This window comes from Rheinheimera sp. SA_1 (assembly GCF_001669775.1).
Lineage (GTDB): Bacteria > Pseudomonadota > Gammaproteobacteria > Enterobacterales > Alteromonadaceae > Pararheinheimera.
On record NZ_LXWK01000015.1, the window covers coordinates 925,336 to 943,640 of the forward strand.

Below are 18,305 nucleotides of genomic sequence, written 5' to 3' on the forward strand. Positions count from 1 at the left end.
AATAAATTATAAGGACTCATGATGCAAAATCATAAAATCTCTGTGGCGTTATTTCTGGCGCTGAGTAGCGTGTATTTACAAACAGCCACTGCAGAAACCACAGCGAAAAAGCAGCCGGCAGATAGCGGCCATCAGCCAAGTTTGGCCGCCAAAGCCAGCTTTATCACCGAGTTTGACCAGAGTAACGATGACAATGTCAGCCAGGCCGAATTTAACCTGATCCGCCAGCAACGTTATCAGCAGATGGATCAACAGAAAAACCAGCAAGTGACGGCGGTTAATTACCAGACTGAATATGCTGATCGCCTGGATCGGAAGTTAAAACAAGAGCGTGATGGCCAAATTCAGCAAACCCATACCAGGGTCAAAGCGCTGGATAAAGATCAGGATGGCGCTATCAGTCTGGCGGAATATCAGGCCAGTGGTGAACGGGCTTTTGCCTTTTTAGATACCAATAAAGACCTACAGATCAATAAGCAGGATCCGGCGCCAACGCCACGTTCGGAGCGCCCTGCGGCTGTAAATGTCAGCGCTACCAAATCAGCTGCAGATAAGCCCGAAAAAGCTACCGCACGGGCTGCTGTTCGTCAAACAGTGCGGTCAACTGTACGGCCAAATAGCGTATTAAAAATGCCCACCAGCCATAATCTGGCGGGCATGCTGGAAATGTATGACCAAAACCAGGATGGTTTGGTCAGCAAAGCTGAATATCTCGAACAGCGGCAAACCGCTTTTAACCGCACCGATGTAAATAGCGACGGCCTGTTGTCAGCGGATGAGTATCTGAACGAATTTGTCGACCGGTTAGATCGGCAAGTCGCTTCAATACGCACCAGCCAACTCAAACAAGCATTGGTCCGGTTTAAAGCTTTGGATAAAGACGACAATAGCTGGCTCAGTCAGGCCGAATATGCTGCCTCGGGTGCGCGGATGTTTAAGCGTTGGGATACGTCCGGTGATGCGCTGGTAACAATGGCTGAGGCATTACCAAAAGCCGAAACCGCGACCAAAAATGCAGCAAAAACAGCAGCTACCACCAAAGCGGTGACAGCTTATGCAGCTGAAAAAGGCGACAAGAGCACACCAGATGTTACTGCCAAAACCCAATACCAACCCCAATAACCGCCAAAGCCAGCGGCTATGCTGCGGTTTGCTTGGCCTGGTAGTGCTGGTCGGTCACCCGGTCAGCGCCGGACCTACGCTACGATGGCAACAACCGGCATTTGGCGCCACCTTGCAGCTGGAACTGCAAGGTGTCAGCACTGCTGATTTTGCCCGTCAGCAGCGGCAACTGCAGCAAAAAATCACCCTGTTGTCGCAACAGCTGGATACAAGTTTAGCGGATTCAGCGCTGTCGCAGCTCAATCAGCAAGGTGTACAGCCTGCGCCGGACTCGGCATTAGCATCGTTGCTGACACGCTGCGAGCACTGGTATCAACAAACCCGTGGTTTTAGCTGTCGGCTTGGCAGTATTCACCAGCAATGGCAGCGCGCGCAATTACAGGGACAATTGCCGGATCGGGTGGCATTGCGTCAGCAAAGCCGGCAGTTGCAACACCCCCCCCCTGAAGTGGCGATGCAAAACCGGCACATCCACTGGAATTTCCGCGGTCTGGAGCAGGCGTTTCTGCTCGATGAACTGAGAAAGTGGTGTCAGCAGTTGTTTCCACAAAGCTCCCAACTGAAGCTACAACTTGGCGATGTAACCGTCATAGATGGCGTTGCAGGGGCCGTTACCTTGCCGTGGCAAATCAATAACAGTAACACCGCTGCTTTGCTGGATCTCAGTTTGCAACAAGTAGCGCTGGCTTATAGCAAACAACAAGGCGGCTATCAGCTGAGTTACCGCAACTACAGTCCGTTACTGCACCCAAGCGAAGGCTGGCCGGTTGAATATGGCCCGCAAGTGGCAGTAGTGGCGACCACTGCAGTCGACGCCTGGTTGCTGGCGCAAAGTCTGGCGGTGTTGCCGAAGGAGCTGCATCCGCCGTTGCTGGCTGGTAACAATGGCAAAACGCCAGCGGCAGCTTTAATGCAGATCACCACTGCCACCAGCACGGTATTGCAACCTTCAACCCAGTGGTATAGCTGGTTAGCCGAGCAACAGCGGTGGCAACCGCAGGCGGCCATGCAACTGAAATATCAGATCCGACCACAAGCTGCCGCGGCAAAACGGCCATATCTGGCGATTTGGGTGAGCACCAAGGAGCAGCAGTTGGTAAGGCAACTGAGCCTGCAGGGTCAACAAGCCCGCTGGTATCAGGAGCTGCGCCAATGGTGGCGGCGGATTGGCAAACCGGCGCAGTTAGCGCTGGACAGTCTGGCAGGCGCGACCCGCAAAGCCGGTTCTTATCAGTTGGAATGGGATGGCCGCGACGAACAGGGCCGACCGGTGCCGCCAGGTGAATACGTATTGCATCTGGAAATAGCCCGCGAACATGGTGAGCACGAAAAACTCAGTTTACCGCTGCAGTTCACGGCTGGTAGCAACGGCAAAACTAATGGCCGCTTCGAGCTCGGTGACATTCAATGGCAGGTTAAATCAACGCAGATCGTGCAAGCCTCTTCTTCTCGCAGCAACCAATCCAGATAGCAACCGCAGTCTGGATCATAGCCCCCTACCCGAACCAATTCGAGTGGGGATTCTACGTTTGAAAAATACCTATGTCATTGTTTTATATATATTTATTTCATCTTTATTGTTGCGAATGATTCTCATTTGATCTAGAGTGTGCGCCATCCTGCAGTACTGAACCTGCATCAATAACTGCATCAACAAAGGTAAACTATCATGAAATTTTCGCTGTCGATTCTGGCACTGGCCATCAGTTGTGGCTGTGCGGCCAACGCTTTCACTTTAGCTGCCGATGCACCGGCCCTAGCTGCTGATAATTCAAACCGAGCTGCGCCCTCTGGCAATAACTCCGCAGCTAATTCAACCAGCAAAACCGCCACACTGACCACGGTTGAAGTAATCGCAACCATCATTGATGTGTCGCCAAGCCCGGTATTAAATCAAACCAGCATCAACAGTAAACAGCTGGAGCGGCAGCAAGCAACTAATCTGACCGACATGCTGCGCTACGTGCCTGGCGTTGCAGTCACCGATATCGGCCGTTTTGGCTCCTCAGGTATCAATATCCGCGGTTTGGAAAGTGATCAAATCTCGATGACCGTCGATGGCATGGCGCTGGGTGAAAGTCTGGATCCGGCCAGTTTCGCCACTTATGATTTTTTCCGGGTCGGTCGTGGTGGCCTGGACCCGGCGGCGTTAAAGCAGGTGACTGTGCTCAAAGGCGCGGATGCGATCACCAGCGGCAGTGGATCTTTAGGTGGCGCGGTGCAATTTCAAACCAAAGATGCTGCAGACTTTTTACCGCAAGAAGGCAACAGTGCCTATGCCCTATTAAGCGCGCAGTACAGTGGTTCGAACCGGGAATGGATGCAAAGCATGATTGTCGCCGGGCGCGAACAAGGCCTGGAAGCTTTGCTGGTGTTCACCAAACGCGATGGCCATCAACAGCAGGCGTATCGCAAAGATGACCAAAGCGTCGGCCCGGCGCGCACCAGCGCCGATCCGTTGAACAGCAGCAGCGATAATCTGCTAGCAAAATTGCAGTACCAACTGCTGCCGGATCATCAGATTGGCCTGACTGCAGATTTACAACGCTCGACAAGTTTGTTGTCGAATTTGTCGCGGCAGGATGCCACGTATTTAGCCCGGTTTGGTGATGATCAAAGTGAACGTTTCCGTTATGGGCTGCAGTACGAACATAGCGGCGCAACCCCCGCTTATGACTTGCTGACGCTGAATTACGACCATCAGAACAGCTTGAATAAAGGCCTCAGCACGATGTTGGTGACCTCGCCTTGTGCGCAAAATGTCACGCCTTGTTTGCGGGCTGAAGATCGCAGCTTCCGCCAGAAAGCTGAGCAATTGCGCCTGTCGCTGGACAAAGAACTCAGCGGCAGCGCATTTAATCAGCAATGGCTGTATGGCGTTAGCACCCAGCAAAAAAATGTCGCCTCAGATTTTGTCGACCGGCGTTACCTCGGCCAAAGCAGCACCCTGACCAGTACCGAGCTGGATCCGGCGTTGGTACCGGAGACGCAAGTCAATGAATATGCGTTGTTTGCGCGGGATCAAATTAAATTTAACGATGAGCAAACCACGCTGGTACTGGGCGCGCGTTACGACAAGCTCGACTATCAACCAACCACAGGTCCACGTTATCAGGATAAAACCGGCACTGTGCAGGATGTCGATTTTGCGGCGCTGAGCTGGCAGTCACAACTGCAGTATGAGCTGACGCCGGGCCATACGGTTTCAGCGCAGCTCGGCCGTGGCTTTCGCGCGCCAACGGTCGAAGATTTATACCTGCAAACTGCTACCACGACAGCAGTAGAAGCCGTCAGCAAACAAACAGTGACGGTGCTGAGCGCTATCGCCAACCCGGAGCTTAAAAGCGAGCGCAGTCTGAATCTGGAATTGGCCTATCAGCTGGAAACGGCACAAAGTCAGCACAAGTTTGCGCTGTTTCGTGACCAATATACCGATCTGATTGAATCGGTACAGCAGGTGCAAAACCCGGGGACCCGCTACCAGAGTTGCTTCCGCGGTGTTTGTACTGAATCAATGGGCACAGTGTATAGCCAGACGCAAAATATCGGCGAAGTCGAGGTCCATGGGGCGGAAGTTTCCGGTCACTGGCAGAGCGCCAATGCCTGGCAAATGCATTGGTCAGGTGCTTATCAAAGTGGTGAAAAAGCCAATGGTGATCCGTATTTAAGCATCAACCCCTGGTCGGCAGTGCTAGGTATCAGTCATCAGCTGGATGCTGTGTCGCTGCAGCTGAACTCCAGATTTGTGCAAGGCAAACGCCGCGAGGACGCAACTATGACCCAAGCCAATGGCACTGTGGTTCCTGCAAGTACTTATTTAAGCAACAGTGCTGCGGTGCTGGATTTGTCGCTGCAATGGTATATCAACCCGCAGCTGCAACTCACTGCCGGCGTGTTTAACCTGCTGGACAAACAATATTATCGCTGGGAGCGCATTCGCTTTATTAATCAAAGCCCTGGCGCGGTGCTAGGTGGCGTGCTCGGTAATGGAATCGAACGTTTTAGTGAACCTGGCCGTTATGCCAGGATCGGTCTGGCTTATACCTTTTAACCGCCAAAAGTGCTGGTAACAGCACGATGTTGATTAATGTTAGATATTTGAAATTCATAAAGTTGTAGTGCGTAAGCTGTCGTAACCCTGTGTGTAAGAGTCTGTCCTGCGTAGAGCTTTTTGCTCGGCCACAGTCGTTTGACTGTGGCTTTTTTTTCGCCGACATTGACCAGCTCTTTTTAATGCGTTGACTGCTGTTGCGGCCGCCCCGGCAACAACGCCAGACTTAACAGTAACAATAATGGCGTCACCACCAGTTGAATAAATGGATCTGCTTCAATCCGCAGATTCAGCCATAAGATCAAGCCCCATTGCAACGCTAACGCCATCAGTTGGATATGAATTTGTTTCATCCTGAACTCCTTGCTCTATCTGCTTTCACTGGTTATGCCTTTACATCTGCAGCCACTTTACAGCGCTGGCAAATTCACCTAAAGTGTCAGTATTGACATTTAAAAGGTGATAATTGACATTATGATTCAGGTCAGCATTGTGCTTTATCCGGGGGTTGCCAGCGGTCAGGTTTGTGGTATCGCCGATTATTTTCGCTTTTGTAATGATTTAGCGCAGTTCCAGCAGCCGGATTTGAAAGCGCCGCTGTATCAGGTGCAATTGATGGATATCAGCAATCAGCGGCAACATCAGGCCGGCATGATGAAGTTCGAGTGCCAGCCGCTCGATTTCCAGCACAGCCAGCTGATAGTGATCCCAGGCAGTTATGCCCACAACAATATCGAATTAACGGCGGTAATGAGCCTGTTTAGCACAGCAAAGCAGCATTTTGCTGATGCCCATCAGCGCCAGATCCCGATTGCCGCCAGCTGTAATGGCAGTTTTGCGCTGGCCGCCACCGGTTTACTGGATGGTAAAGCCGCTACCACCTGTTGGTTTTTAGCGGAGTTTTTCCGTTATTATTTTCCGCAAGTGCAATTACAGGTTGACCATAAAGTGTCGGAGCAAACCGGTCTCTATACCGCAGGCGCCACTAATGCTTATATTCAGCTGTGTTTAGCCTTAACCCAGCTGCACCAGGGCGTGCGTTTCAGCCAGCAAATGGCGAAAATTATGCTGACCGATCCAAACTGCAGTTCACAAACCCCTTATTTGACCTTGTCGCAAATGGCACCGCAACGCGATGATAAAATCCTGAAAATTCAGCAGTATTTACAGGACCACCTGGCGGAAAATATTGAACTGGCCCAAGTAGCCAGTCACTTTGCGATGACCCAGCGCACCTTGATCCGCCGCTTTAAACAAAGTACCGGCGATACGCCGATGGCTTATTTACAAAAACAACGGATTGAAAAAGCCAAACAATTACTGGAAAGCAGCCAGTTGCCAATTGAGCAACTGCTGAATGTGGTGGGTTATGAGGATTTATCGTCATTTCGAAAACTATTTCAGCAATACACCAGCCTGACGCCAAAGGCCTATCGCGAGCGGTTTTATCTTACCTAAACGATATCGAACCTGAACTTTGGGAGCTTCACTTGAACAATTAACCCTGATCCGGGCATTTTTTAGCGGGCGCGACCCCAGAAACAAAACCATGCTGTGGGTAATAACGCACCGGTTGTTGTAGCTGTTGCTGCCAGTGCAAAGCCAGTTTTGCCGGCGCCGCACTTTTGCTCCACTGTTTATAAGCTTGTTGCATTTTTTGAATGGTTGCTGCTGAAGTGCCAGGTGATAACGCCAGATAATTTTCGGAGCAGCGCAGCGGCAAAGCGATAGTTAACGGCTGCAAATGACCGGCCTGCTTTAAATGCAACCCCACTTCTAAATCATTGGTCAGCCATAAATGCGCCCGGCCGTGCAACAACATCTGCAAAGCCTGCTGATAATCGCCCACTTCCTGCACATCAATGCCTTGCCGGCGCAGTTCAGCACTGAGCCAACCACCACGTAGACCCACCACCACTAGACGGCGATGCTGAATATCGGCCAGGCTTTGCAGTGGTTTGAATGAAGCATCTTTGGCATATAAGGCATGATTGCGGGTCGACAGCGGGCCAATATAAACAAAGCCTTGCTGTTGTCGTTGTTTGGTTTTACCCAGGGTGAAAATCAGGACTTCCGGGTTTTTCAACGCAGTATCAAAGGCGCGTGGCCACGGCATGATCTCAATTGGCAGTGGCGGAATTTGCGGCAATAACGCATGTACAACGTCCACCGACATCCCCACGACCTGACCGTCCTGCTTAAAGTTGTAGGGCATTTTTTCACTGCTGACCACCGTCAGTTCCGTGGCGCTGGCATACCTGAACAACATCAGCAAACAACAGCTGTAAAATAACAGTCGCATAACAACTCCACGAAAAACACCAAGTTTCAATTTTGCGCCCTGTAACCCCGGCTGTCAAAATCTGCAGTCAGCATTCGAACATTCTGCAAGTTATGTGAGCTATCGCACCGACGAGAAATACCTAAACCTTGATCATGCCAGCTCGTTGGATTTTGCTGCAGGTCACGGCTAAACAGTCGCGATGAGCTAAACAAGGAGCGGTTTAATGCAACTATTATTTTTTGTGGTGCCGCCAAGCAAAATTGCTGCTGTGGGCGGTAGTGACGTACACAACTATTTACAATTATATAGTAAAAACAGGAACAGCCGCTGGATGTGGCAACAGTCATGGAACCCTGCTGTCCAGAATTGGCGCGGGTTGACGATCACAAAGCTGACACAAAGCACCGATACAATTAGCAGACTAAAGAATTTGCCAAAACAAAAACTGCAGCTGGCGGTCGCTGCTGCAGATTTACAAATCAAGCTATTCTTTAACTGCCGACCGCATTGACTGAACAGAGCTGTTTTGTTTTTTTACTGAACATCAACCGAGGTAGTTATGGCGTCCACCCTTCCACAGCAACCAGATTCACCAAACCCTATCAGGCCACGTAAAATCCTCACTGCAGGATTTAACAGCCCGGTTCCTGAATGCACACTTCAGGTATCGAGCCATTTCACCAAAACCAGGCGACAGGAATTTGCCAAGGAACTGAATGTCAGCAAAGCAGGCCCGCTGGTACAGCGTTCCTGGTTTGACCGGATATTGGAAATTTTCTGAAGACCTGAAGCTGGCTGCATAAGTTGCAGCCAGCGACAACCCAACATGGATGATGTTTACAAAACTGCTAACCGGCGCTGCTAAATCTTGGCTGGATGTCATGCTGGATGGTGGTAATACTGTCATGAGAAGACGTAGTATGAGCATTGCTGGTGTGCGTCTCATCGGCTACGGCCATACTGGCATGCGTCGTTTTCACAGTTCGGCCTTTTTGATAGACCCAGGGCAATAGCCGTTCAGTTTCCGTTCTGACCACCGCATAACATTCGCAGCACAAGGTTTCAAGAAGTGGCCGATCCAAAATACGGATATGACCTCGACTGTATTCCATGACACCAAGACGTTGCAAACGACCAGCCGCGTCCGTGATCCCTTCCCGTCTGACCCCCAGCATGTTCGAGATCAATTCCTGCGTCATATGCAGTTGATCACTCGGCAGTCGATCATTGGACAGTAACAACCAACGACACAGCTGCTGATCAATACTGTGATGGCGGTTACAAACCGCCGTCTGTGACATCTGGGTGATTAAAGATTGGGTGTATCGCAACAACAAATGCAATAAAGCGCCGTGGCGGTTAAATTCATCTTTTAAACGCTGGCCATTCAGCCGGTAAGCATTACCGGCACATTGTACCACTGCAAGGCTGGTGGTACTTTCACCGCCCATAAACAACGACACGCCAACGACCCCATCATTACCGACCATCGCGATTTGCGCTGAAGCGCCGCTTTCCATCACATACAACAACGAAACGATGGCATCGGTAGGGAAATAGACATATTGTGAGGTATCCCCACAATCATATAAAACTTTACCTAGCGGTAAGTTAACCAATTCCAACAGCGGAAACAACCGCTGCTGCACATCCTGTGGAAACTCTCTAAGCAAGTGATTTTGTTCAAAAAAATCCTCTTTGACCATGTGAATTGTCCCTGATTGCCGAGCATCCTGCCGGTTGCAGAGCAATCAGTATATACAGATCCTCACATTTATATGTGTGCCAACGCACAGACGGACAAATATATTCAATTATTCTTAGGTAATGGTTGGCTAAACCCAAACTGATACCAGTGTTTTAGTTGCTGATAACAACAACAGGCTTCGGCTTCCAGCCCTTGCCGATTCACCATTTTCATGGTGCCGCGATGGTAACTAATCAGCCCCAGCTGCTGTAAACGCCCGGCTGCAACTGTGATGCCGCTGCGCCTGACTCCGAGCATTGATGCCAGAAAATCGTGGGTCAAAAATAACTCTTTGCTGTTAGTTCGGTCAGCAGTCATTAATAACCAGCGCGCCAATCTTGGTTGTAGCTGATGAAAGTGTACACAAGCACTCAGCATCGCCGCCTGTGCCTGCTGCACCACCAGATAATGCTGCAGAATAGTCGCCAATGCCGGTACTTTACTAAGCACCAGTGGCAGTTGCGCTGCCGGTAGCTGTAACGCCAAACCACGGCCCTGCACTATCGCATCCACCGGCGCCCACGACACCCCAAGTATAGTACTCGCACCCAGCATGCCTTCATGACCGATCAGCGCCAGCTCAAAGGGCAAATGCCCCGGCAGCTCCGCCACCAGCGATAACACCGCATTCACCGGCCAATATAGATGGCTGATTGGTTTCCCTGCCTGATAGAGCAACCGGCCGAGGCTGAGTTCAACCGGCATACAATATTGCAGCAACTGCTGACGTTGCCTTGGTGGCAACTTCGCCAGCAACTGATTTGCGCCAGAGCCAAAGTCTGAACCTATGGTTGAACTCGACATAAAAGGTGCCCCGTTCGCCGCCAGCACCATGCTGGTTTGACGCGAGTATGCAACGCTGTTGCAGCCAATGTTGTGCGCGACCACACATAACTGGCTAATTGCCTGACGAAATTTATTTCCACCAAAATTTACTGCCACTGAGTGGTGTGAGATTAGCTTTGTACGATAAACCACCGGCTATGAGCGGCGGCGCACCGACAGCCTGTGCCCGCTTCCCTAAGCTTGGATTTCGCCGCGGTTGCAAACTCGCAATTTCCGGTGCAAGCCAGAGGTCAACATGAACAAATTCAGTGATCAGAACAAGGCACCAACCGGCAAGCGAAAAGATAACAGTCATGACGATCAGGATGACAGCAGCAAGGCGCAGAAAAAGCTTGCCGTGGTCGCCGCTGACAAATCGGCCGACAAAGCCAGCAAAACCCAAACCCCAGTTGCGACCACTGCAATGAAAGCTGCTGACAGACCTGATGCTTTAAAAAGTAAATGGAAATCAAAGGTGAATGCGGCCAAATCAAATTGGGGCAAGCTGAGTTCCAGCGAACTGCTCAAATCCGAAGGTGATGCAAAGAACCTGGCCGAACTGGTTCATCTGCGTTATTCGATCAGCCTGGGTGACGCAAACAAACAGGTCAAACAGTTTTTAGATAAGTGCAATTGCTAAGCACAGGGCATTTCAGTGCGCAATGGTCAGCATCATCAGCCGACGGCTCATAACCAGTAACAGACCAACAGTGGCAGTGTATTCAGTAGTACTGCCTTTTATAGCGGCGTCGCCGTTTCGATTTTGGAGAAATACTATGAACAAAGATTATCGCCAGTTTATGCTCGCTTCCGCCGTGCTGTTAACCATGTCAGCACCCAATGTATTTGCTGCGGACGCCACTTCTACCGCGGTGAATGATGCCCGTCAGGAAGCACAAATCTGGACTACCTACGCGTTGAATCCTTATCTTCGCGCCAACGATCTAAAAGTAGTGGTACAAAACGGCAAAGCCGTACTCACCGGTAAAGTCGATGAAAAGGTCAACAAAGAGCTGGCCAACGCTATCGCATTGGGTGTTTCCGGTATTACTGATGTCGACAATCAGATTGAAATCGCCGCCGACTACCGGCCGACCCTGCCAGGTGGCAGTTATGGCGAACGGATGGACGATGCCAACATCACAGCAGCCGTGAAATCAAAATTGTTATGGAGCAAAAATACCGACGGCTCCGACATTGATGTCAGTACCAAGATGGGCGTGGTCACCTTAACAGGTCCGGCCGATACCCAGGCGGATAAAGACGCCGCTGGCAAACTGGCTTTAAACACCCGGGGTGTTAGCAAAATCAACAATGAGTTGAAAGTCCGCGGCAAACCGCTGACTGCCGCCGAACGCACCAAAATCGCCAAAGACAAAAATGCTGACGAAAGCCACAACATTTCTGATGGCTGGATCACCACCAAAGTGAAATCCACTTATTTGTATTCCAGCAATGTGGCTGGTACTGACATTAACGTCAGCACCAATGCCGGCATTGTAACCCTGACCGGCAAAGTCGACAGCGGCGCGGAACGTTCGCTGGCCATTGAGCTGGCGCAAAATATCCGCGGGGTAAAAAGCGTGAGCTCGAAGGCGCTGACCTTCTGAAAAATATTGATCACATGAACTATTACAGGGGCTGAGCAAGTTCTGTTGACTTCGAAGGGGTGACCCTCCCGACGTCAACAGCGGCTGCAGCACCCTGGTTTTCGCGTGGCTGATTTACTGGCAAACGGTGGCCATCTCCACCGTCCTATAAAGGAAGTTATTTATGAAATCTCGTTTACAAACAGGACAATGGACTGTGGGTGCCACCAGCCGCTGGCTGATCATGACCACAGTGCTTTGCAGTGTGATGGCCTGTAGTTCAGTACCGGCACCGGTCGCTGAATTAGCCGCCGCCGAGCAGGCAATTTTAACCGCCGAGCAGGCGCGGGTGAATACTTACGCGGCTTCCGAACTGGCGGAAGCCCGGAAAAAACTACAGGACGCACGTGCAGCTGTCGTACAAAAAGACATGCTGCAGGCCAGTCGTCTGGCACAACAATCAAAGTTAGACGCTGAATTAGCTTTAGCCCGCGCTGGCGCTGCTGAGGCCATTGCCGTCAATGACGAAATGAAAAAAAGTACTGAAATCCTGCAACAGGAAATGTTACGCAATCAAAGCGGAGTCAAACCATGAACAATTTGAAAAGGTCGGCTCCAACGGCTGTGGCTGCAGCGATCAGTTTAATGCTGTTAGGCGCATGCGCCACCAAACCGGCAACACCTGAAGGCGCCATTTACGCCAGGCAACAACTGAATAAACTGCAGGCCAGTGCCGAACTTGCTGCGTTAGCACCGGTCGCAATCCGGCAGGCTGATGCCGCAGTACAGGATGCGGAAAAACCAACCAAAGACAAAGCGTTGTCTGATCATCTGGTGTTTATTGCCGATCGTAAAGTGAATATTGCCTGGGCACAGGCGCAAGACAAACACGCGCAGGATCAACGCAAATTGCTGACCGATGCCCGTGATGCTGCCCGCCTTGATTCCCGTACCCGCGAAGCTGATTTAGCCCGTTCGGATGCCAGTGTCGCCCGCAATGACGCTGAACGTGCCCGTGACGAAGCGGTTGCAGCCAGAACTGCTGCAGAGCAGGAAAGAATGGCTGCTGAACAAGCCCGCACTGGTGCTGAGCAAGACCGTCTTGCCGCAGAACAAGCGCGTAATGCAGCGGCACTTTCGCAGCAGGAAGCTGACAGTGCCAACGCCAAATCAGCTGATTTACAAGCGCAAATAGCGGCTTTGAATGCAAAAACCACCGAACGTGGTTTGGTAGTGACGTTGGGCGATGTGCTGTTTGACACTGCCCAGTCGAACCTGAAAGCCAGCTCCAGCAGCCATTTAGCCAATTTATCGGCATTCTTAAAAGCCTATCCGGAGCGCGGTGTGATCATTGAAGGTCATACCGATAGCGTGGGCGATGAAGATTACAACTTCGGATTGTCACAACGCCGCGCCGATAGCGTGCAGGGTTATTTACTCGGCCAGGGCATCGCATCGAGCCGGATAACCACCGCCGGCAAAGGTGAATCTTTGCCGGTCGCCGGTAATGACAGTGCCTCTGGCCGCCAGCAAAACCGCCGGGTGGAAGTGATTATCACCGATGCGATGACTGCGTCGAAATAAGTTAAGTTCTGAGCAAGGATGCTCAACCAAATATTTTGTTTAAAACTAACAACATACCGGGCAAAGCACTAACACGTGCTGCGCCCGGCTCCTTCCCTTCTTTTTCAACACATTTTTCAACAATTGCTCCAGCCGCTGTTTCTGTACGAAAAACCACCGTTTATGTGCGATTGCAGACAGACAGCTTGCGGCTAAACAGCCAAACTGAGCATCTGTACGAACCACCGAATACTGCAGAGGGGCCAATGACATGTTGAAAAAATTCAAGCCAGTACTTACCGATTCACCGATCAGTAGCATTGGCAACCGCCAGCACATGTTGTCGGGCAGACGTTTGGCCGCAGTACCGGTTCGACTAGTCGCCAGCCGTCGCCCTGCCGAACAAATGGAACCTAACACAAGTTCGCCGCAGCGCACGACAACCACTGTCACTAGCCATTGGCCTCAACCGGGCTATGGTTCAGTTCAGCCCGAAGATATCAACGCCGTTGGCTCGATGGAAAGCTGGCGTTTGTTGTTAAAGCAACTCAGTATGTTGGTTGGAACCGAAGGCAGCGCCGCAATTTTTTTTCACAGCATCGGCCAGCTTGGCACGCAATACCCGGCGCTCGGTGCAATCAACCCAAAACATAGCTGGCCCGAGCAACTGGCAACAGTACAAAATACTTTGCAACAATTGCCGCAGGCTTCTGCTGCTTTTGCCCGGCAATCATTATGGTTTCGTGGTTGTCAGCTGATTACCAAGCTGCTTGGATTGTCGCTGAGCCGTCGCTTGCTAAATCAGGTCGCTACCGTGCAGAGCACTTATCAACATGGCTGATCCTCAAATACACCCAGGATTTGCCGCCGCCCATCTCACGTTAAACAGTCTCCACCAACAAGCCGTGCAGTTCAAAATCGAACTGCTGCGGCTGCGACAAAGTCTGGATCTGCTACAAGCAGAATTCAGCCAAACTCATCACAGCGATTTAATCGCTGCGAACCAGCAATTGGTGTTATCCTCAATGCAAGCCGAGCAAGAACTGGAACAAGTGAAAAGCCACGTAGGCGAACTCACCCGCACCAGTCAGCGTGATGCGCTCACCGATACACCCAACCGCACACTGATGTTGGACCGCATTTCCCGTTCAATCAGTTATGCCCGCCGCCATCACCGGCAACTCGCATTAATTTTTCTCGATCTTGATCATTTTAAGCAGATTAACGACAACATGGGTCATCAGACCGGTGATGACGTACTGAAGCTGGTGACGCGCCGGCTAAGCAGTGTGTTACGTGATTCCGATACCATCAGCCGCCATGGCGGCGATGAGTTTTTAATTCTACTGTCGGCGATCGACAGCGACGAAGCCGTTGCTGCCATCGCCACTAAAATTCTGCAGGCACTGGCCGCTCCGGTGATTTTTGTCGATAAGCCAGTGCAGATCCGCGCCAGTCTTGGCATCGCGTTTTATCCGATCCACGGCACCGAAGCGCAGATGTTAATTCAGGCCGCTGATGATGCAATGTACCAGTCGAAACGCCGGGGTGGCAGCTGTTTTAGTATTTACAGCGCCGATACCCACAGCCATCACAATGGCCATGCTGTTGATCTGACTGGATTTTCGACAAAATCGTATTCTCACCTTGTGCGTGTGTTGACGCACCGACAACCAGGCCGGCAACGGCCATACTGACTTTTTTACCAGCTTAGTCGCCAACTGGCGCACCAGGCACCTAACCCGAGGTTATTATGTCTAATCCAAGTGATTTTATGTCGAACAACAAAGACCAGAAAATTGAACAAGTACGTCAAAGTGTCAACAGTGCCATTCACCATGTGTCAGATGCTATCCACCCGGCAATCGACAGTGTGACCACCTCCGCCCACAATGCAGTGGACCGTTTAGCGGGTGCTGCTGGCCATGCTGCGGAAAATATGGAGCTGAAAACGGCAGAACTGAACGCTGCGAGGGTGCGTCTGACCGAAAAAGTACGTGGCCAGATCCAGGCTCGTCCATTAACCACCATTGGCGTAGCCGTTGCTTCTGGCATTGTACTGAGCTGGTTACTGAAATCACGCAAGTCCAGCAACTAAGGTGGCTGAACAAGCAAACAGAGTGACTGCTGATCCGGTTGATCAGGCCCTGACGGCTGGGTTAACCGACGCTGACAGTGCTGCAGCACCTTCTGAGGTAGCAGCGACTGTTGTAACGCCGGGAGAGGCAAGCGCAGCAGCAGACACAACCAATGCTGAACCCGCAACGCCCGACCGCAGTTTAACAGCTGCGGTAGTGGCGTTGTGGTTTGGTTTTCGCCAGCGGCTATATTCACAACTGCAATTATTGACTCTGGAAACACAGCGCGCGGCCCAAAGTCTGGTGCATATGCTGATGCTGGCGTTATTCGCGGCTTTGTTATTAATTAGCTGCTGGCTCGGTTTGCTTGGTATTGGGGTGTTGTTATTAAAAAGTGTCGGATTATCAACCCTGGCGGCACTTTGTTGCGTGTTGTTGCTGAACGTACTGGCACTGCTGCTTTGTCTGAAACTTATCCGGACACAAAGCTGTTATCTGTGTTTTCCGGCGACCATGGCGCTGTTAAAACCAACCTCAAAACCAACGATCGAACCCACCACAAAAACAACCACCGCGGCGGCTGAACAGCCCACAGCAACCGGGAATAACCGCGATGTCTAAGCAAAAAACCACGCCACAACCAGTCTATTCGCTGAATGAACAAATTCAGCAACTGCAACAACAGATCGCTGCCGAGCGTAAGTTGCAGCAACACAACCAGCTTCAGTTCCGGCAAATTCTGACCGAGCGCCTGACCAGTTGGCCGGTGTTACTGGGTGGCATTGCCGCTGGTGTTTTGTTGCGTCGGGCATACATCACCGAAAATGCTCAGGTACAACGCCCGCCCGAATTGGCGACAGCACCAACATCAGAAATGTCGGCAGATGCCTCGGCACCAATTGCAGCAGAACCGCAATCTTACTGGAGCACCTTACTCAGTTTGCCACTGTTAACCCAAAGTATCTGGTGGTTGCTGCAACAGTTATGGCAATCCCAGCTGTTTCGAGATGTGGTCCGGCATAAGCTGATTAAACTCAATCATCGACACCCGCCTTACTAGACCCATTTTAAAGAATATTGATCGACATGTTTGTCGGCGTATTCGCCAGTGCAGACCGGCCTGGTATTTCTAACAACTGATCTGGCTATCAAAGCTCAGTTTTTTCATCCATTTTTGCACCCATCACACAAATCCAAGCCGCAGCTCTGCGCGCTTTTAATGATGCAACAAAACCGGACTGCCATGCCATCGGCGACAGTCCGGGCTGATATGACTCAGCTATGACAAAGATTTAATCCGCGTATCCAAGGTGATTAGCCGTGGTGATCAGTTTCCACACCATAATACGCATGGATCCGCTTGCCCCAATTGCTGTCCGCCATATCCGGCCAATGGCCTTTATCAAAACCTGGCGCATCTTTGAGCCGGTCCAGATCAACATTCAGCACAAAGCGTTTTTCAACAGTATCCAGCGTCAGAGCGCTCCACGGAACTGCGAATAATTTTTCGCCCATTCCCAGAAAAGTACTGAACGACAACACGGCATAAGCGATGCGACCACTTGGCACGTCCAGCATAATTTCTTTGATGTCACCGAGATCTTCACCGGCCAAATTATAAACGTCATTACCAATCAGGGTTTCTGCGCCCATCAGTTGTGGTCCCGGACCACGTTCAGTGACGCCTGGAATAAAACCAGGACTTTTGTACATGCCATAGGTATCACGATCATGATAATTCATCGTCAACTCCATTGAATCTCAAAGGGCCGCGTCCGGACGCTGGCATGCATGCTCAAACGGCTTACAACTGCTGCAAAGGTCGGGCGCGGTCACTGCCGGCGACAGGTTTGTCGCCAGACTTATCCTGAGCGATACACCGGACGCTGTCTGTACGGCACAACACACTGACATCGCCAGCAGCTCATTCGTTACTCGTTGCATTTAATTATGCGGCTGGTGCGCCAGCGCACCGACACTGTTGATGGCCACTTTTACACTACAGCACTGATACATAGGATTTTTGGCAGAGGAGTGACCTGATGAGCACCATTTTATTGGTAGTACTGATTTTGTTGTTGATTGGCGTCCTGCCAACCTGGCCGCACAGCCGGGAATGGGGTTACCGGCCTGGCGGCTTCCTTGGCGTGATTTTGATCATCGTTATCGTGCTGGCATTGACCGGACGCATGTAGCAGCCGACTGGCGCAACATCGGTCAGCACTAAGTTTTTTAAACTTTCGACAAAACACAATTGATTAAACCAAAACACCATTTAAACCAAAACAATAGGATTGATTTGATATGAAGAGCTTAAAAATTATTACCGCGTTTTTTCTGACTCTGGCACTGGCTTCAACGATTGGCTGTGGCGCATCAACCAACAAAGAAAGTACCGGCGAATACTTCGACGACAGCGTGATTACCAGCAAGGTAAAAACTGCGATCTTCGCCGAAGAGACACTAAAAGTTGCTGAAATTAACGTCGAAACCTTTAAAGGTGTGGTGCAACTGAGCGGCTTTGTCAATTCCAGAGGCGATATCGATAAAGCAGTCACTGTGGCACGTCAGGTCAAAGGCGTGACATCAGTTAAAAATGATATGCGGGTGAAGTGATCAGTCGCTGTTGACGATGGCCATTATCGCTGGCAAAGAATTGTTCGTAGGAAGTAAAACCGGGGCATCAACCGGCCCCCTCACTTTAAATGTAGATGGAGCTTTATCATGAAATTATTCCAACCTGTAACTTTCGCCCTGCTGTTATTGGGTACGCCGCTGCTGGCTGTCGCCGCAGTTGCCGACGCACCAAACGACCAGACCACGGTCGCCGCACAGACCGACACTGACATTAGCAACCGCGTCAAACATGCGCTGCAAAGTGACAGTATGATGAAAAGTTATGAAATTATGGTCACTAGTAATGATGCAGCAGTTGAACTCAGCGGTGAAGTAAACAAGCAGGCCGAAGTTGATCAGGCGCTGCGGGTCGCTACGGCAGTCGCTGGGGTAAAATCAGTCAATAACCGACTGACAATCAAAGAATAAC

21 protein-coding genes are annotated in these 18,305 nt (G+C 50.9%); 16 read left to right on the forward strand and 5 right to left on the reverse strand.

Going from position 1 to position 18,305, the window contains the following annotated elements:
• The first annotated feature begins 21 nt into the window (after positions 1–21).
• The 3 genes from A5320_RS11515 to A5320_RS11525 all read left to right on the forward strand — a co-directional run bounded on the left by A5320_RS11515 (position 22) and on the right by A5320_RS11525 (position 5,173).
• Positions 22–1,122: a hypothetical protein gene (locus A5320_RS11515; protein WP_068064457.1), complete on the forward strand. Its 1,101-nt coding sequence runs from the start codon at positions 22–24 to the stop codon at positions 1,120–1,122.
• Entirely contained in the window at positions 1,088–2,593 is a 1,506-nt protein-coding gene (locus A5320_RS11520) for a DUF2271 domain-containing protein (RefSeq protein WP_068064461.1), read from the forward strand. Before A5320_RS11515 ends, A5320_RS11520 begins: the two co-directional genes overlap by 35 nt.
• A gap of 198 nt (positions 2,594–2,791) precedes the next feature.
• Positions 2,792–5,173: a TonB-dependent hemoglobin/transferrin/lactoferrin family receptor gene (locus A5320_RS11525; RefSeq protein ID WP_068064467.1), complete on the forward strand. Its 2,382-nt coding sequence runs from the start codon at positions 2,792–2,794 to the stop codon at positions 5,171–5,173.
• 179 nt (positions 5,174–5,352) lie between these two features.
• Here the strand turns inward: A5320_RS11525 and A5320_RS21960 are convergent, their stop codons facing one another.
• Positions 5,353–5,526, reverse strand: coding sequence for a hypothetical protein (locus tag A5320_RS21960; RefSeq protein WP_157605781.1), 174 nt, complete (start codon positions 5,524–5,526; stop codon positions 5,353–5,355).
• A 121-nt stretch (positions 5,527–5,647) separates the two neighbouring features.
• Between A5320_RS21960 and A5320_RS11530 the strand changes: the two genes are divergently transcribed.
• The gene (locus tag A5320_RS11530; protein WP_068064473.1) at positions 5,648–6,631 is read left to right on the forward strand and encodes a GlxA family transcriptional regulator; all 984 of its coding nucleotides are present in this window, start codon (positions 5,648–5,650) and stop codon (positions 6,629–6,631) included.
• A gap of 40 nt (positions 6,632–6,671) precedes the next feature.
• Here the strand turns inward: A5320_RS11530 and A5320_RS11535 are convergent, their stop codons facing one another.
• The 3 genes from A5320_RS11535 to A5320_RS11550 form a co-directional block, all read right to left on the reverse strand.
• A complete protein-coding gene (locus A5320_RS11535) occupies positions 6,672–7,475 on the reverse strand; it encodes a substrate-binding periplasmic protein (RefSeq protein WP_068064477.1) in 804 nt (267 codons plus the stop codon).
• 830 nt (positions 7,476–8,305) lie between these two features.
• A complete protein-coding gene (locus A5320_RS11545) occupies positions 8,306–9,163 on the reverse strand; it encodes a Crp/Fnr family transcriptional regulator (protein WP_082971691.1) in 858 nt (285 codons plus the stop codon).
• A gap of 104 nt (positions 9,164–9,267) precedes the next feature.
• Positions 9,268–10,008 carry a Crp/Fnr family transcriptional regulator gene (locus A5320_RS11550; protein WP_068064963.1) on the reverse strand — a complete coding sequence of 247 codons (741 nt, stop codon included), beginning with the start codon at positions 10,006–10,008 and terminating at the stop codon, positions 9,268–9,270.
• A 277-nt stretch (positions 10,009–10,285) separates the two neighbouring features.
• Here A5320_RS11550 and A5320_RS22150 point away from each other — a divergent pair, with 277 nt between their 5' ends.
• The 9 genes from A5320_RS22150 to A5320_RS11595 all read left to right on the forward strand — a co-directional run bounded on the left by A5320_RS22150 (position 10,286) and on the right by A5320_RS11595 (position 16,319).
• Positions 10,286–10,669 carry a hypothetical protein gene (locus tag A5320_RS22150; RefSeq protein WP_197490069.1) on the forward strand — a complete coding sequence of 128 codons (384 nt, stop codon included), beginning with the start codon at positions 10,286–10,288 and terminating at the stop codon, positions 10,667–10,669.
• 136 nt (positions 10,670–10,805) lie between these two features.
• On the forward strand, positions 10,806–11,639 hold the full coding sequence (locus A5320_RS11560; protein ID WP_068064482.1) for a BON domain-containing protein: 834 nt from the start codon (positions 10,806–10,808) through the stop codon (positions 11,637–11,639).
• 163 nt (positions 11,640–11,802) lie between these two features.
• Positions 11,803–12,213, forward strand: coding sequence for a DUF4398 domain-containing protein (locus tag A5320_RS11565; protein ID WP_197490070.1), 411 nt, complete (start codon positions 11,803–11,805; stop codon positions 12,211–12,213).
• Positions 12,210–13,202, forward strand: coding sequence for an OmpA family protein (locus A5320_RS11570; RefSeq protein WP_068064484.1), 993 nt, complete (start codon positions 12,210–12,212; stop codon positions 13,200–13,202). Before A5320_RS11565 ends, A5320_RS11570 begins: the two co-directional genes overlap by 4 nt.
• Before the next feature lie 250 nt (positions 13,203–13,452).
• Positions 13,453–14,022: a hypothetical protein gene (locus A5320_RS11575; protein WP_068064486.1), complete on the forward strand. Its 570-nt coding sequence runs from the start codon at positions 13,453–13,455 to the stop codon at positions 14,020–14,022.
• The gene (locus A5320_RS11580) at positions 14,015–14,878 is read left to right on the forward strand and encodes a GGDEF domain-containing protein (RefSeq protein ID WP_068064488.1); all 864 of its coding nucleotides are present in this window, start codon (positions 14,015–14,017) and stop codon (positions 14,876–14,878) included. The genes A5320_RS11575 and A5320_RS11580 overlap by 8 nt, the downstream gene beginning before the upstream one ends.
• A 56-nt stretch (positions 14,879–14,934) precedes the next feature.
• A complete protein-coding gene (locus A5320_RS11585) occupies positions 14,935–15,279 on the forward strand; it encodes a hypothetical protein (RefSeq protein WP_082971692.1) in 345 nt (114 codons plus the stop codon).
• 1 nt (position 15,280) lies between these two features.
• Positions 15,281–15,880: a hypothetical protein gene (locus A5320_RS11590; RefSeq protein ID WP_068064491.1), complete on the forward strand. Its 600-nt coding sequence runs from the start codon at positions 15,281–15,283 to the stop codon at positions 15,878–15,880.
• On the forward strand, positions 15,873–16,319 hold the full coding sequence (locus A5320_RS11595; protein ID WP_068064493.1) for a hypothetical protein: 447 nt from the start codon (positions 15,873–15,875) through the stop codon (positions 16,317–16,319). Before A5320_RS11590 ends, A5320_RS11595 begins: the two co-directional genes overlap by 8 nt.
• 254 nt (positions 16,320–16,573) lie before the next feature.
• On the opposite strand, the gene A5320_RS11600 is transcribed toward A5320_RS11595, so the two are convergent.
• On the reverse strand, positions 16,574–17,002 hold the full coding sequence (locus tag A5320_RS11600; RefSeq protein ID WP_068064495.1) for a PRC-barrel domain-containing protein: 429 nt from the start codon (positions 17,000–17,002) through the stop codon (positions 16,574–16,576).
• 299 nt (positions 17,003–17,301) lie between these two features.
• Here A5320_RS11600 and A5320_RS21710 point away from each other — a divergent pair, with 299 nt between their 5' ends.
• From A5320_RS21710 to A5320_RS11610, 3 genes are all read left to right on the forward strand, one after another.
• Positions 17,302–17,454, forward strand: a complete 153-nt coding sequence (locus A5320_RS21710) for a DUF3309 domain-containing protein (RefSeq protein ID WP_082971693.1) — start codon at positions 17,302–17,304, stop codon at positions 17,452–17,454.
• 109 nt (positions 17,455–17,563) lie between these two features.
• The gene (locus A5320_RS11605; protein ID WP_068064498.1) at positions 17,564–17,875 is read left to right on the forward strand and encodes a BON domain-containing protein; all 312 of its coding nucleotides are present in this window, start codon (positions 17,564–17,566) and stop codon (positions 17,873–17,875) included.
• 108 nt (positions 17,876–17,983) lie between these two features.
• Entirely contained in the window at positions 17,984–18,304 is a 321-nt protein-coding gene (locus A5320_RS11610) for a BON domain-containing protein (protein ID WP_068064500.1), read from the forward strand.
• Position 18,305: the final 1 nt, after the last annotated feature.

Bases quoted from the DNA above. Each gene is read 5' to 3' on its own strand.
- A5320_RS11515 (WP_068064457.1), top strand. From the start codon at position 22: ATGCAAAATCATAAAATCTCTGTGGCGTTATTTCTGGCGCTGAGTAGC.
- A5320_RS11520 (WP_068064461.1), top strand. From the start codon at position 1,088: ATGTTACTGCCAAAACCCAATACCAACCCCAATAACCGCCAAAGCCAG.
- A5320_RS11525 (WP_068064467.1), top strand. From the start codon at position 2,792: ATGAAATTTTCGCTGTCGATTCTGGCACTGGCCATCAGTTGTGGCTGT.
- A5320_RS21960 (WP_157605781.1), bottom strand. From the start codon at position 5,526: ATGAAACAAATTCATATCCAACTGATGGCGTTAGCGTTGCAATGGGGC.
- A5320_RS11530 (WP_068064473.1), top strand. From the start codon at position 5,648: ATGATTCAGGTCAGCATTGTGCTTTATCCGGGGGTTGCCAGCGGTCAG.
- A5320_RS11535 (WP_068064477.1), bottom strand. From the start codon at position 7,475: ATGCGACTGTTATTTTACAGCTGTTGTTTGCTGATGTTGTTCAGGTAT.
- A5320_RS11545 (WP_082971691.1), bottom strand. From the start codon at position 9,163: ATGGTCAAAGAGGATTTTTTTGAACAAAATCACTTGCTTAGAGAGTTT.
- A5320_RS11550 (WP_068064963.1), bottom strand. From the start codon at position 10,008: ATGTCGAGTTCAACCATAGGTTCAGACTTTGGCTCTGGCGCAAATCAG.
- A5320_RS22150 (WP_197490069.1), top strand. From the start codon at position 10,286: ATGAACAAATTCAGTGATCAGAACAAGGCACCAACCGGCAAGCGAAAA.
- A5320_RS11560 (WP_068064482.1), top strand. From the start codon at position 10,806: ATGAACAAAGATTATCGCCAGTTTATGCTCGCTTCCGCCGTGCTGTTA.
- A5320_RS11565 (WP_197490070.1), top strand. From the start codon at position 11,803: ATGAAATCTCGTTTACAAACAGGACAATGGACTGTGGGTGCCACCAGC.
- A5320_RS11570 (WP_068064484.1), top strand. From the start codon at position 12,210: ATGAACAATTTGAAAAGGTCGGCTCCAACGGCTGTGGCTGCAGCGATC.
- A5320_RS11575 (WP_068064486.1), top strand. From the start codon at position 13,453: ATGTTGAAAAAATTCAAGCCAGTACTTACCGATTCACCGATCAGTAGC.
- A5320_RS11580 (WP_068064488.1), top strand. From the start codon at position 14,015: ATGGCTGATCCTCAAATACACCCAGGATTTGCCGCCGCCCATCTCACG.
- A5320_RS11585 (WP_082971692.1), top strand. From the start codon at position 14,935: ATGTCTAATCCAAGTGATTTTATGTCGAACAACAAAGACCAGAAAATT.
- A5320_RS11595 (WP_068064493.1), top strand. From the start codon at position 15,873: ATGTCTAAGCAAAAAACCACGCCACAACCAGTCTATTCGCTGAATGAA.
- A5320_RS11600 (WP_068064495.1), bottom strand. From the start codon at position 17,002: ATGAATTATCATGATCGTGATACCTATGGCATGTACAAAAGTCCTGGT.
- A5320_RS21710 (WP_082971693.1), top strand. From the start codon at position 17,302: ATGAGCACCATTTTATTGGTAGTACTGATTTTGTTGTTGATTGGCGTC.
- A5320_RS11605 (WP_068064498.1), top strand. From the start codon at position 17,564: ATGAAGAGCTTAAAAATTATTACCGCGTTTTTTCTGACTCTGGCACTG.
- A5320_RS11610 (WP_068064500.1), top strand. From the start codon at position 17,984: ATGAAATTATTCCAACCTGTAACTTTCGCCCTGCTGTTATTGGGTACG.